Origin of the sequence: Rhizomonospora bruguierae (assembly GCF_018397995.1) — a bacterium.
Classification (GTDB): Bacteria; Actinomycetota; Actinomycetes; order Mycobacteriales; family Micromonosporaceae; genus Rhizomonospora; species Rhizomonospora bruguierae.
Window position 1 is genome coordinate 17,788 of record NZ_BBQH01000036.1, and the last position, 13,957, is coordinate 31,744.

Consider the following 13,957-nt stretch of genomic DNA (forward strand, 5'->3'; position numbering starts at 1 on the left):
CCGCCGGCCCCGGGTACCGGTTCCGGCTCGATCGATCTCCAGTCGTCGGCCTGACGTATCACATATAAGAGGGAGGTCCCGGGATGGTGCGGGAGGAGTTACTCTCCGCCAAGGCCTTCGCGGTCAAACACATCCGCGCGATGATCCACGCCGGCGAGTTCGACGAGGACGGCCGCCTCTCCACCGCGACGCTGTCCGACCAGCTCGGCGTCAGCCGCACGCCGGTGCGCGACGCGCTCTGGCAGCTCGCCGGCGAGGGCCTGGTCACCGTCAGCCCGCGGATCGGGGCGTTCCTGCGCCAGGTCACGCCCGCGGAGGCCACCGACATCTACCGGATCAAGGCGGCGATCGAGCCGCTGGTGGCGGGATGGGCGGCCGAGCGCGCCACGACCCGCCAGCGCGAGGCCCACCAGGCGCTGATCGTCGACCTCGAGGCCGCCGCGACCGCGGGCGACGTCGACGCGTACGTCACCCAGCTCGAGCAGTGCCGTGCCCTGCTCGTCGAGATGGCCGGGTCACCCCCGGCCGCCGAGACCCTGTCGGTCGTCGACGGGCGGGTCCGGCTGCTGCGGTTCAAGAACCTCAGCCAGCCGGGCCAGTTGACGGTCTCCGCCGCGCAGCACCGCGCGATCGCGGACGCGGTCGCGGCGGGCGACGCGGCCGCCGCGATGCGCGCGATGGAGGAGCACATGCTGGACGCCCTCCGGCGGGTCCTGCGGCTCGCGACGGAACACGACGACTCCACGTACTGGCTGTCCCGGGTGCGGGTCGATGGCTGAGCACCGGTCCGCTCCTGCCGGGCAGGAGCAGCCCTACGTCGGCCGTGGGGTCGAGCGCAACGACATCGGGTCGCTGCTCGACGGGAGCGGTGCGTTCGTCGCCGACCTGCTACCCGGCGCTGGTCTGCACGCCGCATTCGTCCGCAGCTCGGTGGCGTCGGCGTGGCTGCGAGGCGTCGATGTCTCCGCGGCGGCCACCATGCCCGGCGTCGTCCGCGTCCTCACCGGCGCCGAGCTGGCCCGGCACGTGCAGCCGATGCGCCCGCCGGCCAACAGCACCAGTCAGGACCGGTTCCGCACGTTCTACGACCTCGTCTCGCACCCGCGCTCCGTGCCGTGCCTGGCGGTCGACGAGGTCAGGTACGTCGGCGAGCCGATCGCCGTGGTGGTCGCGACGGACCGCTACCTCGCCGAGGACGCCGCCCACGCCGTCGTCGTGGACTATGCCGCCCGCGAGGCCGTCACCGACCTCTCCCGCGCGCTGACCGCCGAGTCGCCCGTGGTGCACCGCGACCTGGCGGACAACACCGCCGTCCGTCTCTGCCTCGCCAAGGGTGAGCTGCCCCAGGACGGCCACGACCTGGTCGTGATCGAGGAGGAGTTCCGGGTGGCCCGCCAGGCGGGGCTGTCGATGGAGGGACGCGGGGTGCTCGCCGTACCCGACGGTGAGCGGATCACGGTCTGGAGTTCCACCCAGGTTCCCTTCATCGTGCGGCAGTTGCTGTGCGCCGCCACGGGCTGGGACCCGCAGACCGTGCGGGTGCGCACCCCCGAGGTCGGGGGAGGCTTCGGCCCCAAGGCGTCGGTCTACGTCGAGGAGATCGTCGTGCCCTGGTTGGCGCGCGAGCTCGGTGAACCGGTCACCTGGATCGAGGACCGCTACGAGAACCTGACCACGGCGACCCAGGCGCGCGACAACATCCACCGGACCCGGCTCGTCGTCGACCGGGACGGCCGCTTCGTGTCCTGGGAGGACGACTACCTCGTCGACCTCGGCGTGCACAACCTCTGGATGGTCGGCGTCGTGGGCAACACCGCCATGCATCTCCTCGGTGCCTACCGGATCCCGAACGTGCGCGTGACCGGGACCGGCGTCTTCTCCAACAAGACACCGACGTCGCAGTACCGGGGCGCGGGGCGGCCGGAGGCGTCGTTCGTCCTCGAACGCAGCATCGACCTGGCCGCCGAGCAGCTTGGCATCCAGCCGGCGAAGCTGCGGGAGCTCAACATCCTCGGCCCCGACGACCTGCCGCACGCGCAGGGCGTCCCGTACCGCGACGGTGTCGACATCGTCTACGACGGCAAGGACTACGGCCGGGTCCTCGAGACCGCGCTTGACCTGGTCCCGGAGCGGGAGGTGGCGGCGCTGCGCGCCGAGGCCGCCGAGCACGAGCGAGTCGGCTTCGGCGTGGGCGTCTACATGGAGGCCACGGCTCGCGGGCCGGCGGAGCCGGAGTCGGCGCGGGTCTGTCTGCGCCGCGACGGACGGCTGGCGGTCGCGACCGGCACCGGGCCCTCGGGACAGGCGCACAAGACCGTCTTCGCCCAGATCGCCGCCGACACCGCCCGCATGGCGTACGACGACGTGCTGGTCACCACCGGCGACACCGACCTCGTGCCGCAGGGCCTGGGCAGCTTCGCCTCCCGCGGCGCGGTCGTGGCGGGCTCCGCCGTCCGGTACGCCACCGAGCAGGTCGTCGCGGCCACGCTCGACGCACTGCGCCACGCCCTCGGCCACGACGCGGTGGAGCACGTCGCGGGCGGCTTCTCGGCGCCGGGGCCGGACCGGGTGCTCACCTGGGCGGCGGCGGCGGAGCTGCTGGCGACCGGCGGCCTGGCCGCGGACCCGGTGGTCGACCAGGTGCACACCTACGCCCCGCCCACGGTCACCTGGACCATGGGCGTCCACGCGGTCGCGGTCGCGGTCGACACCGAGACCGGCCAGGTGCGCGTCCTGCGGTACGGCGTCGCCCACGAGACCGGCCCCTCGATCAACCCGCGCGTCGTGGACGGTCAGATCCGTGGCGGCGTCGCGCAGGGCATCGGGGGCGCCCTGCTGGAGCAGGTCCAGCACGACAGCGCGGGCCAGCCGCTCTCGGCGACGCTCGCGGACTACCTGGTGCCGGAGACCTCCGACGTCCCGGACATCCGGCTCGCTCACCTGGACGAGCCCAGCCGGCTCAACCCACTGGGCATCAAGGGCGTGGGGGAGAGCGGGATCATCGCCTCGTCCGCGGCCATCGCCGGCGCCGTCGACGACGCCCTGGCCGAGTTCGGAGTGCACGTGACGCGGACGCCGATGACATCGGACTACCTGCTCGAGCTGATCGAGGAGGGTCGCCGGTGAAGCCCGGGCCGGTCACCCTGCGCCGGCCAGCATCCGTCGAGGAGTGCCTGGACGTGCTGCGCTCGGAGCGGGAGGCCGTCGTGAAGGTGATCTCCGGCGGTCAGAGCCTGATGCCGCTGCTCGCCCTGCGCATGGCCAACCCCGACGTGCTGGTGGACATCGGCCGCCTCGACGAACTCATCCACCTCGAGGTCGGTCCCGAGGCGGTCACGATCGGCGCCCGGGTCCGGCACCACCAGCTCACCGAGGAGCCGCTGCGCTCGCTGCTGCCCGTGCTCGCCGAGGCGGCCGGCCACATCGGGCACACCGCGATCCGCAACCGCGGCACGATCGGCGGCAGCCTCGCGCACGCCGACCCGGCCGCGGAGCTGCCGGCGGTCATGGTCCTCCTCGGCGCGGAGATCGAGTGCCGCTCGGCGTCCGCCGGGACCCGGCTGGTGCCGGCGGCCGAGTTCTTCACCGGCCCCTACCTGACGACCCTGGCCGACGACGAGCTGCTCACCGCCGTCCACGTGCGTCGGCCCGGTTCCGGCACCGGCCACGGGTTCGTCGAGTTCTCGCCCCGGCACGGCGACTACGCCCGCGCCGGAGCGCTGGCGACGCTGAGCCCCGGGCCCGGTTCCCGGATCGCGGCCGCCCGGCTGGTGCTGTTCGCGGTCGCGAACCGGCCGGTCGACGTCAGCGAGCACGTCGAGGTCGCCGTCGGCGCGAGACCCGAGGAGTGCGACTGGGCGTCGATCGCCCAGGCGGCCGTCGCCTCGCTCCCGGCACCGATCGACACCGACCGGGCGAACCGGTACCGGCTCGCCCTGGCCGCCGCCCGGCGCGCGCTGCGGCATGCGGCCGACCGGTTCGCCGCGACGAGAGGCCACCATGGACAGTGAGATCTCGCTGCGCGTCAACGGCGCGCCGGAGCGGGTCGCCGTACCCGACCGCATGACGCTGGCCGACGCACTGCGCGACCGGCTCGGGAGGACCGGCACCAAGCTGGGCTGCGAGCAGGGCGTCTGCGGGGCCTGCACGGTGCTGGTCGACGGCGCCACGGCGCGCTCGTGCCTGGTGCTCGCCGGGCAGGCGGCCGGCGCCGACGTGGTCACCGTCGAGGGTCTGGCCGACGCCTCGCCCGCCGGCCGCGCGCTGCAGGCGGCATTCGCCCGCAACGACGCACTACAGTGCGGCTTCTGCACCCCGGGTTTCCTCGTCGCGGCCCTCGAACTGCTCGCCGAGGAGCAGCTCGACGAGGCCCGCGTGCGTGACGGACTGTCCGGCAACCTCTGCCGGTGCACCGGCTACGGCGGGATCGTGCGTGCGGTACTCGAGGTCCACGAGCGGCTCGGTCCGGTTCCGCTGCCCGACATCGCCGGAGCCCGGTCGCCGCTGGCGGTGAGCGAGCAGGCGTCGCCGGTCGCGGGTGTCGTCTCCCGGTCGGCGGCCAACCGCGTACGTACCGGCGCGGGCCAGGAGCAGACCGAGCCGCCTGACACGGGCCGCCCGTCGACCGATGCCGGCCGCCGGCCGACCGACCCCGGTCGTGCCCTCGCCCGGTCGGGTGCCGCCGTCGCCGCCGTCGTCGCTTGCTACGTCGCGTGGCGCTGGTGGCGCAGCCGGCGGCGGTTGCGCGACGTACCGCTTCACCCGCCGCACGTCCTGTGGGTGTGCGTCCCGACCGTTCCCCCCGCCCAGTCCTCGATCGAGAGAAGACGATGACCTTTCCGAACGCGACCCACCAGGCCGACCACCTCACGCACCGGTTCGTGAGCAACGGGGTGCCACTGGCCGACCTGGAGAACATCAAGTCCGAGCTGGGCGACTGGACGGCGTGGTACGCCGCGTGGGAGCGCGCCGGCGACGCCCGGATGCGTGACGCGACCGACGCGGAGCGGGCCGGGGCCAGGCTCACGGCAGCCGAGCTGCGCCTGATCGCCGCCCTGGAGTACCACTTCGGCAAGTTCCTGTTCGTGCACGACCAGGAGGTGATGCGGGCCGGCGCGGCCAAGGCGTCGGGGGCCTACCGCCAGGCCGTTGCCGACCTGCCGTGGCCGGGTCGCATCATCGACGTGCCGTTCGGCGGCTTCCCGCTGCCCGGCGTCCTGCGTGCCCCCGCCGGCGACGGACCGTTCCCGACCGCGCTGCTCGTCCCCGGTCTCGATGCCGCCAAGGAGGAGCTCCACCTGTTCAGCGAGGTCTTCCTGCGGCGCGGCATGGCGACGTTCGTGGTGGACGGGCCCGGACAGGGCGAGGCCGAGTTCGATCTGCCGCTGACCGCGGCCTGGGAGGACGTCGCCGCGGCGGTCCTCGCGATCCTCGTCGAGCAGCCGGAGGTCGACGCGGATCGGATCGGCATCGCCGGGGTCAGCCTCGGCGGCTACTACGCCGCGCGGGCGGCCGCGCGGGTGCCCGGGCTGCGCGCCGGTGTCTCGCTGGGCGGCTGCTACAGCATGGCCGAGTCCTGGCCGAACCTGGCGTTCCTCAGCCGGCAGGCGTTCCAGGTGCGCACCCGCGCAGCGGACCTTGAGGCGGCCCTCGTGAACGCCGGGGCGTTCACGCTCGCGCACGCCCCGGCGCAGACGGGGATCCCGTTCCTGGTCGTCCACGGCGAGCGGGATCGGCTCTTCGACACCGAGCAGGCCAAGCGCCTCGCCGGGCACTTCGGTGACCGTGCCGAGCTGGTGCTGGAGCCGGAGGGCAACCACGTGCTCCACAACCTTGGCTACCGGGTCCGGCCCGCGGCGGCGGACTGGCTCGCCGCCCGACTGGCTCGCTGAGCGCGTTCTCAGCCCGCCATCCCGTTCAGCCGGGCGACCGGGACAACCGACGGCACCACCACGGAGCGCCGAGCGCACCGGGAGATTTCGGAGGAGAGGTACTAGTGCGGAGATACGTGGGAGTCGTGGCGGCACTGGCCACGTCGACCCCAGACGGCGCTGCGACCACGACGGAGAGCGATTGACGATGAGTACCTCGCAGGAGCGACGTTCGCGGGCCGGCATCCGCGACGAGTACCAGCTGTACATCGGTGGCCGGTGGGTGCCGGCCGCGGACGGCGGCGTGACCGGGAGCATCGACCCGAGCACCGAGCAGCCGGTGACCCGGGTGGCAGTAGCGAGGGCCGCCGACGTGGGCCGTGCGGTCGACGCGGCGGCGCAGGCCGCACCGGCGTGGGCCGCCCTCGGCTGGCAGGAGCGCGCCGCCCGGCTGCACGCCCTGGCCGACCGGGTGGCCGAGCAGGCCGGCGAGCTGGGCCGGATGGACGCCGTGGACGGCGGGATTCCGGTGGACGGGATGGCGAAGGACGTCGCGAACGCCGTCAACACGGTGCGCTACTTCGCCGGCCTGGCCAGCGAGCTCAAGGGCCACACGATCGAGGCGCCCGGCGCCGCCCTCAACATGACCCTGCGCGAGCCGTTCGGCGTGGTGGGCCGGATCGTCCCGTTCAACCACCCGATCCAGTTCGCCGGCAGTGGTGTCGCCGGCCCGCTGGCGGCCGGTAACACCGTGGTGCTCAAGCCGGGCGACACGACGCCGGTGTCCGCACTGCGCCTGGCCGAGCTCGCCGAGGGCATCCTGCCGCCCGGCGTGCTCAACGTGGTCACCGGCGGCCGGGAGGCGGGTGAGGCGCTGGTGGCCCACCCGCGGGTGCCGCGGATCGCGTTCACCGGCAGCGTGCGGTCGGGCCAGGCCGTCGCGCGCGGTGCCGCCGAACACCTCAAGCTCGTGACGCTCGAGCTGGGCGGCAAGAACCCGTTGATCGTCTTCCCGGACGCCAACATCGACGCGGCCGCCGCCGCGGCGGTGACGGCGATGAACTTCAACCGCGGGCAGGCCCAGTCGTGCGGCTCGCCGTCCCGGATGCTCGTCCATGACGCGGTCCGCGCCGCGTTCGTCGAGGCGTTCGTCGAGAAGGCCCGGGCCCTCACGATCGGCGATCCGCTCGACCCGGGGGTCGCGATGGGGCCCCTCGCCTTCGCCGCCCACTACGAGCGGGTGCTGTCGTACATCGAGCGCGGGACGGCCGAAGGCGCCCGGCTGGTGACCGGCGGGACCGAGCGGCCAGCCGGTCGTACCGCCGGGTACTTCGTCGCGCCGACGGTCTTCGACGACGTCACTCCCGACATGGCCATCGCCCGCGACGAGATCTTCGGGCCGGTCGTCAGCGTGCTCGGCTGGACCGACGAAGCGGACGCCCTGGCGGTCGCCAACGAGCTGCCCGTCGGGTTGACCGCGAACATCTGGACCAACGACCTCGGCCGCGCGATCGAGTTCGGCAAACGGGTGCAGGCCGGCTATGTCTGGGTGAACGGTGCCGGTCAGCGCCCGCTCGGTGCGCCGTTCGGCGGGTACAAGCTGAGCGGGATGGGCAACGAGAACAGCCTGGACGAGCTGCTCAGCTTCACCCGAACCAAGAACCTCTCGCTCCAGGCGGCTCCGGGGGGTGTGGCATGAGCGCCGTAGCGCCCCTGGCCGGGCGGGTAGCCGTCGTCACCGGTGCGGCCCACGGCCTCGGCCGGGCCTACGCCCACCGGCTCGCCGCGCGGGGCGCGGCGGTCGTCGTGGCGGACCTGGACGGCCCGGGGGCCACCGAGGTCGCCGCCCAGATCGAGGCCGCCGGCGGGAGCGCGCTCGCCGTGCACGTCGACGTGAGCGACGCGGCGATGCTGGCCGCGATGTGCGACGCGGCGTTGGACCGCTTCGGCCGGCTCGACGTGCTGGTCAACAACGCGGCGATCTTCCTCACCGTCGGCATGTCGCGGGTGCCGTTCGACGAGATCACCGTGGCCGAGTGGGACCGGATGATGGAGGTCAACGTGCGGGGCACCTGGCTCGCCTGCCGGGCGGTCGTGCCGCACATGCGCGAGGCCGGGTACGGAAAGATCATCAACGTCAGCTCCGACACGGCGCTGAAGGGGTCGCCCAACCGGATCCACTACGTGGCGAGCAAGTCCGCGATCCTCGGGTTCACCCGCACCCTGGCCGCCGAACTCGGCCCCGACGGGATCCGGGTGAACGCGATCGCGCCGGGCATCGTGCTCAGCGAGCCCGAGCCGTCGCCCGCGCGCCGCGACCAGGCGATTGCCAGCCAGGTGCTCACCGATCCCCTGCTCCCCGACGATCTCGCCGAGACGGTGGTCTTCTTCGCCTCACCGGGCTCGGACCCCATCACCGGGCAGATCGTCGCGGTCAACGGCGGTGGTTACATGTGACGTGCTTCCACCGGTCGTGCCCGGTGTCCCGGGCGCGACCGGTGGGTCCACTTCGGAGGGAGCGGTCACCCGACCCCGCCGTCCCATTCGGCGGGCGCCACGTCGGCCACACCCACGCGTGCCAGTGCGCGCCGGACGGTGTGGTCCACGATCTCCTCGACGGAGCGTGGCAGGGCGTAGAACGCCGGAACGGGCGGCATCACGACCGCGCCGGCCTCGGCGGCCGCGGTCATGGCGCGCAGGTGGCCAAGGTGCAGGGGCGTTTCGCGCACCAGCAGCAGCAGCGGCCGCCCCTCCTTCAGCGTGACGTCCGCGGCGCGGGTGATCAGGTCGCTCGCGTGGCCGTAGGCGATGGCCGACAGCGTCTTGATCGAGCAGGGCAGCACGAGCATCGCGTCCACGTGGAAGGAGCCGGACGCGATGGTGGCACCGACCGCGGCCGGCTTGTGGACGACGTCGGCGAGCTTCTCGACCTCGCGGACGGTGCGGCCGCCGCACTCGTGGGTCACGGTCATCGCCGCGGAGCGGGAGAGCACCAGGTGGGTCTCGACGTCGGTCAGCCCGCCGAGGAGTTCGAGCGCACGCACGCCGTACGGCGCGCCACTGGCACCTGTCATCGCCACCACCACGCGCCTCACTACGGCTCCTCTCGTCGTCCGCCCCGGTGTGTCGACGGGACGTCGTTGGCGACGGCGGTCAGATTTGCAAAGCCGTCGACACTTTCGATCGCTATTTATGGCGACTTGAACGAGTCTGTGCGGAGAATTCGGGGCTGGCAAGCCCCTTGACGACCAAGGGTGTCGACAATTAAGGTGTCGACACTTGTGTGACCTCGCTCACGCGGGCCCGGGCGGCACCGAAGACCGATCACCCGCGGCCAGACAAGTCCCAGCCAAGAAGAGGTGCGGTAAATGCGGAAGATCGTGGGGTTCGCGGCGGCCATGGTGGTGTCGGCGGCGGCGCTCGCGGGTTGTGGCGGCGACGACGGCGGCACGACGGCGGGCGGGCTCACCAAGATCAAGGTGGGCTATCCGTCGGACACGGCGTCCTACGGCGACCTGTACGTGTGCCAGGAGGAGGGCATCTTCAAGAAGCACGGGCTCGAGGTGGAGCTGACCCTCCTGAAGACGAGCTCCCAGCTGCTCGCCGCGCTCACCAGCGGCTCGGTGCAGGTGGCCGGTGGCGACGGTGCGGCGATCGCCGCGGGCGCCGTGAAGGGCACCGACCTGAAGCTGGTCGAGCTGAAGCTCCCCGCCTACTTCACCGAGATGTGGGGCAAGTCCGACATCCAGTCCGTGGCGGACCTGGCCGGCAAGAAGGTCGGCGTGACGGCCCCGGGCTCGGTCACCGACAGCGCCACCCGGGTGATGCTCAAGGACAAGGGCCTCACCGACGGCGTGAAGGTGGTGAACCTGGCCGACCTCTCGGCGCTCCTGGCCGCCGGCCGCAACGGCGCGGTCGACGCCCTGGTGACGGCCCCGCCGCAGGGCGCGGCGACGCAGAAGCACGGCTGGCACAAGATCACCGACATGACGCAGTACCGGACGGCCGCCAGCGTCTACACGGTGTCCGGCCAGTACGCCAAGGAGAACAAGGACGTGGTCGCCAAGTTCGTCGCGGCCGACGTGGAGTGCCTGAACTTCCTCAAGGACTCGGCGAACCGCGATGCCAGCATCGACGCCATCGCGAAGTACACCAAGACCGAGGACCGGGAGCTGGCGGCGTACGGCTACGACTTCTTCACCAAGATCTGGTCGAGCGAGCCGGTCGTCGACGAGGAGCTGTGGCGCTCCGCCCTTGCGGAGGCCGCCAAGGGCGGCAACGTCCCGAACCCGGCCGACTCCATCGACAACAGCTTCGTGCAGAACGCGATCGCGAACGCGGCCGGCGGTGCCTCCGCGGCGCCCTCGGATGCCGCCCGTTGATGGTTGATCCGGCAAAGAGTCGACACTTCGGGCTAGCGGAGGTGCCGCGGGTCGACCTCGGGCGGCTTGGTCATCGGCCGGACGACGGTGCCCCTTCGGCACCCTAGATCGTCGCCGAAGGCCAGGTTTCCGCTCATCAGCAAGGAAAAATGGCTCGGTGACGCCCGGTCCGCGCGCTCCGGCGCGCGGGCCGGGCTGGACATTAGGTCACGCCCCTGCGAGAATGACATGTCGACACTTTCCAGATTCTTGGAGGCCAAGCCTCCGCGATCATGGCGTCGACGCGCTGACCTGACGGAGACGGAGGAAGAAACCATGCCGAGGCGCCTGGACCAGATCCACGACCTGCGCTCGTGGCTGGATGTCGTCCGTGAACTAGGGGAGCTCCGTGACGTCACCGGGGCGCACTGGAACCTCGAGATCGGCGCGGCGTCGGAGGTGAACTACCGGCTGTCCAACCCGGCCGCCCTGCTGTTCGACGACATCGAGGGCTACCCGACCGGGATGCGGGTGCTCACCGGCAGCATGTCCAATGCCCGCCGGCTCGGCCTCACCCTCCGACTCGGCACGGATCTCGACGACCACGCCCTCGTGCAGGCGCTTCGCGGCAAGCCGAGCGAGTGGGTGGCCCAGGCCCCGAAGTACGCCGTCAACGAGGTCTCCTCGGGCCCGGTGACGCAGATCGTCGAGTCCGGCGACGACATCGACCTCGGCGCGTTCCCCGCGCCGTTCTGGCACGAGGAGGACGGCGGCCGGTACATCGGAACCGGCTGCGCGGTGTTCACGACCGACCCGCACACGGGAACCGTGAACGCCGGCGCCTACCGGATGCAGATCCAGGGGCCGCGCGCGGCCACGATCAACATCGAGGCCGGGAAGCACGGCGCGCTGCACGTCCGCGAGTGGTTCGAGAAGGCGGGCCGGGCGCCGATCACGGCGGCCCTCGGGGGCGATCCCCTCCTGGTCATCGCGGCCGGCACGGAGGTGCCGGCGGGCGTCTCGGAACTCGAGTACGTCGGCGCCATCCAGGGCCGACCGGTCGAGGTGGTGCGGGGCGAGGTCACCGGGCTGCCGATGCCGGCGCGGGCCGAGATCGTGGTGGAGGGCTGGCTCTACCCCGACCGCACCTCGCACGAGGGCCCGTTCGGGGAGTGGACCGGCTACTACAGCGGCGGCGGCGGCCGCGACCAGGTGCTCGAGCTCCAGATCGAGCGGGTCTACCGGCGCCCCGACCCGATCCTGCTCGGCACCCCACCGGGCAAGCCCCCGCACGACTACTCGTACATGCGCAGCGTGATGAAGTCGAGCATGATCCTCGACGCGCTGCTCGCCACCGGCCTGCCCCAGGTGCGCAGCGTCTGGGCGCACGAGGAGGGCGGCGGCCGCCAGCTCCTCGCGGTCGCCATCGACCAGAAGTACGCCGGCCACGCCCGTCAGGCGGGGCTGCTCGCCGCCCAGATCCCGGCGGCGGCGTACATGAACAAGTTCGTCATCGTGGTCGACGGGGACGTGGACACCCGCAGCCTCAGCGAGGTGATGTGGGCAGTGTGCACCCGGACCGAGCCGAGCAAGGACATCGAGGTGCTCCAGCAGACGTGGGGCAGCCGGGTGGACCCGCTCTACCCCGGCACCGGCCCGGCGTACAACACCCGCGCGGTGATCGACGCCTGCCGGCCCTACGAGCTGCTCGGCACGTTCCCGCGCGTCGCCGAGGCGACCCAGGATCTGCGTGCGAAGGTCGTCGCAAAGTGGCCGGAGATCCTGGGTGGACGCTGACATGACGGACCCGACGAACATCGACGGCGCGGTGGCCGAGCAGGCCGCCGCGCCCGACATCGCGGCGCTGAGCCGCGCCGAACTGCTGCGGGCGCTGAACCGCCCCGAGACCGGCGCCAGCCTGGTCGACGAGATCATCATCAAGGTCGGGACCGACATCATCGAGGGCCGCCTGAAGCCGGGCGACGACCTGAACTCGGTGGAGCTGTCCAAGCTCTTCAGGACCAGCCGGACACCGGTGCGCGAGGCGCTGCTCACGCTGCAGCGGGAGGGCTTCGTCGAGATCGAGGCGCACCGCCGGCCCCGGGTCGCCGGGCTGTCCCTCAGCGAGGTACAGGACATGTACCGGGTGCGGGCCTACCTCTACGAGATGGTCAGCCACTGCGTCGTCGCGGCGGCCAGCGAGGAGGACCTCGACCGGCTGGAGGAGGTCCAGGCCCGCCTCCAGCAGGCGGCCGATTGCGACGACGTCGACCGCTACTTCTGGACCAACGTGGAGTTCCGCAACACCGAGGCGGGCCTCGCGCAGAACACGACGCTGGTCCGGGTCCTCGACTCGCTCGGGCTGCGGATGCTGCGGTTGCGGCACCTGAGCCTGTCGCTGCCCGGTCGGCTGGCGACGTCGGTCGAGGACCACGACCGGCTGATCCGCGCCTACCGCGACCGCGACGCGAAGCTCGCGGCGGCGTTCTCCGCATCACTGGTCATGCGGGGCCTTCGGACCATCGAACGATCGAGCTGGGTCGGCATCGGCTCCTGAGGCCGGCGCGGCGCCACCGAGGACAACCACAAACAGCACATCGAAGACGGACCCCGGACAGCGCGGGCCACCCGTACCACGACGACGACGCCGCCGTGGTCGAGCGCGCCCTCGACTCGACGGGCGGCCGCGCTTGCACAGCAGGAGGAAGCACGTGACGCAGGATCAGCCCCAGGTGGTCGACTGCCACGTCCACGCGGTGCCCGAGGCGCTGCTGGCGGAGGTCGCCGACCGGCCCGACCCCGACGGCGTGGAGGTGCGGCGGACGCCCGAGGGGTACGCCGTCACCATGCCCGGGGCCCCCGAGCGGCTGGTCCGCCCGCGCATGTCGGGAGCCGCGGTACGGGACAAGACGCTGGCGGCGATGGGAATCGACGGCCACGTGCTCGCCCCGTGGCTGGACGTGCAGCCGACGGCCGCGATGCCCAGTACCCGGGCCCGCAGCTGGGCCCGCCGCCTCAACGAGGCACTGCTGGCCAGCCGGCAGGAGGTGGGCTCGGTCGTGGGGTGCTGGGCCAGCGTCGCGGTCGACGACCCGGCGACGGCCGCCGACGACCTGGCGCGGGCGGTCGAGGTCGGCATGCGCGGCCTGGTGCTGAGCACCGATCCGGTGCACTGCGAGTCCCTCGCCGACCCGCGGCTGGAGCCGGTGTGGTCGGCGGCGGAGGCGCTGCGGGTGCCGGTGATGCTGCACCCGTCCGCGGACGGGCCGTCGCGCGTCCTGCCCGGCAGCGCCCCCTTCGCCAACGTGTACTGCCGGCTCGTCGACACCTCCTTCGCGGTCGCGAAGCTGCTCCTGGCCGGGGTCCTCGACCGGCACCCCGCGCTGCGGCTGGTGACGGTGCACGGCGGCGGCATGGTGCCGTTCCAGAGCGGCCGGCTTGACGGCGGACACCGGGCCGACGCGCTGTCGTCGTACACCATCGAGCGGGAGAAGCCCTCCGACTACCTGGCGGACCTCTACTACGACACGGTCGCGATGAGCCCGGCCGCGATCCGGTTCCTGGTCGACGCCGTCGGTGCGGACCACGTCCTGCTCGGCACCGACTTCCCCTTCGCCCTCGGCGACCCCGACCCCGTCGGCGCCGTCAACTCCGCGCACCTCGAGGCCGACGCCGCCGCGCGCATCCTCGGCCGGAACGTGCTGGACCTCCTGGAAAGGGCCTGAC

At 72.5% G+C, this 13,957-nt stretch carries 12 protein-coding genes; 11 read left to right on the top strand and 1 reads right to left on the bottom strand.

Annotated elements, in window-relative coordinates:
* Positions 1-86 precede the first annotated feature (86 nt).
* The 7 genes from KJS59_RS19300 to KJS59_RS19330 all read left to right on the top strand — a co-directional run bounded on the left by KJS59_RS19300 (position 87) and on the right by KJS59_RS19330 (position 8,327).
* A complete protein-coding gene (locus KJS59_RS19300) occupies positions 87-779 on the top strand; it encodes a GntR family transcriptional regulator (RefSeq protein WP_213454336.1) in 693 nt (230 codons plus the stop codon).
* Positions 772-3,126 carry a xanthine dehydrogenase family protein molybdopterin-binding subunit gene (locus KJS59_RS19305; RefSeq protein WP_213454337.1) on the top strand — a complete coding sequence of 785 codons (2,355 nt, stop codon included), beginning with the start codon at positions 772-774 and terminating at the stop codon, positions 3,124-3,126. Before KJS59_RS19300 ends, KJS59_RS19305 begins: the two co-directional genes overlap by 8 nt.
* Positions 3,123-4,010, top strand: coding sequence for an FAD binding domain-containing protein (locus KJS59_RS19310; RefSeq protein WP_213454338.1), 888 nt, complete (start codon positions 3,123-3,125; stop codon positions 4,008-4,010). The genes KJS59_RS19305 and KJS59_RS19310 overlap by 4 nt, the downstream gene beginning before the upstream one ends.
* Positions 4,000-4,833, top strand: coding sequence for a (2Fe-2S)-binding protein (locus KJS59_RS31300; protein WP_249714442.1), 834 nt, complete (start codon positions 4,000-4,002; stop codon positions 4,831-4,833). Before KJS59_RS19310 ends, KJS59_RS31300 begins: the two co-directional genes overlap by 11 nt.
* On the top strand, positions 4,830-5,891 hold the full coding sequence (locus KJS59_RS19320; RefSeq protein ID WP_213454339.1) for an alpha/beta hydrolase family protein: 1,062 nt from the start codon (positions 4,830-4,832) through the stop codon (positions 5,889-5,891). The genes KJS59_RS31300 and KJS59_RS19320 overlap by 4 nt, the downstream gene beginning before the upstream one ends.
* A gap of 187 nt (positions 5,892-6,078) precedes the next feature.
* A complete protein-coding gene (locus tag KJS59_RS19325; RefSeq protein WP_213454340.1) occupies positions 6,079-7,569 on the top strand; it encodes an aldehyde dehydrogenase family protein in 1,491 nt (496 codons plus the stop codon).
* Positions 7,566-8,327, top strand: coding sequence for an SDR family NAD(P)-dependent oxidoreductase (locus KJS59_RS19330; RefSeq protein WP_213454341.1), 762 nt, complete (start codon positions 7,566-7,568; stop codon positions 8,325-8,327). The genes KJS59_RS19325 and KJS59_RS19330 overlap by 4 nt, the downstream gene beginning before the upstream one ends.
* Positions 8,328-8,392: 65 nt before the next feature.
* Here the strand turns inward: KJS59_RS19330 and KJS59_RS19335 are convergent, their stop codons facing one another.
* Positions 8,393-8,965 (bottom strand): UbiX family flavin prenyltransferase, encoded by a 573-nt coding sequence (locus KJS59_RS19335; protein WP_213454342.1) that lies wholly within the window; start codon positions 8,963-8,965, stop codon positions 8,393-8,395.
* Between the two features lie 273 nt (positions 8,966-9,238).
* Between KJS59_RS19335 and KJS59_RS19340 the strand changes: the two genes are divergently transcribed.
* The 4 genes from KJS59_RS19340 to KJS59_RS19355 all read left to right on the top strand — a co-directional run bounded on the left by KJS59_RS19340 (position 9,239) and on the right by KJS59_RS19355 (position 13,956).
* Positions 9,239-10,252 carry an ABC transporter substrate-binding protein gene (locus KJS59_RS19340; RefSeq protein ID WP_213454343.1) on the top strand — a complete coding sequence of 338 codons (1,014 nt, stop codon included), beginning with the start codon at positions 9,239-9,241 and terminating at the stop codon, positions 10,250-10,252.
* Between the two features lie 315 nt (positions 10,253-10,567).
* Complete coding sequence (locus KJS59_RS19345; protein ID WP_249714445.1) at positions 10,568-12,028, top strand: UbiD family decarboxylase; 1,461 nt, start codon at positions 10,568-10,570, stop codon at positions 12,026-12,028.
* A gap of 1 nt (position 12,029) precedes the next feature.
* Complete coding sequence (locus tag KJS59_RS19350; protein WP_213454344.1) at positions 12,030-12,788, top strand: GntR family transcriptional regulator; 759 nt, start codon at positions 12,030-12,032, stop codon at positions 12,786-12,788.
* A gap of 154 nt (positions 12,789-12,942) precedes the next feature.
* Entirely contained in the window at positions 12,943-13,956 is a 1,014-nt protein-coding gene (locus KJS59_RS19355; RefSeq protein ID WP_213454345.1) for an amidohydrolase family protein, read from the top strand.
* Position 13,957 lies beyond the last annotated feature (1 nt).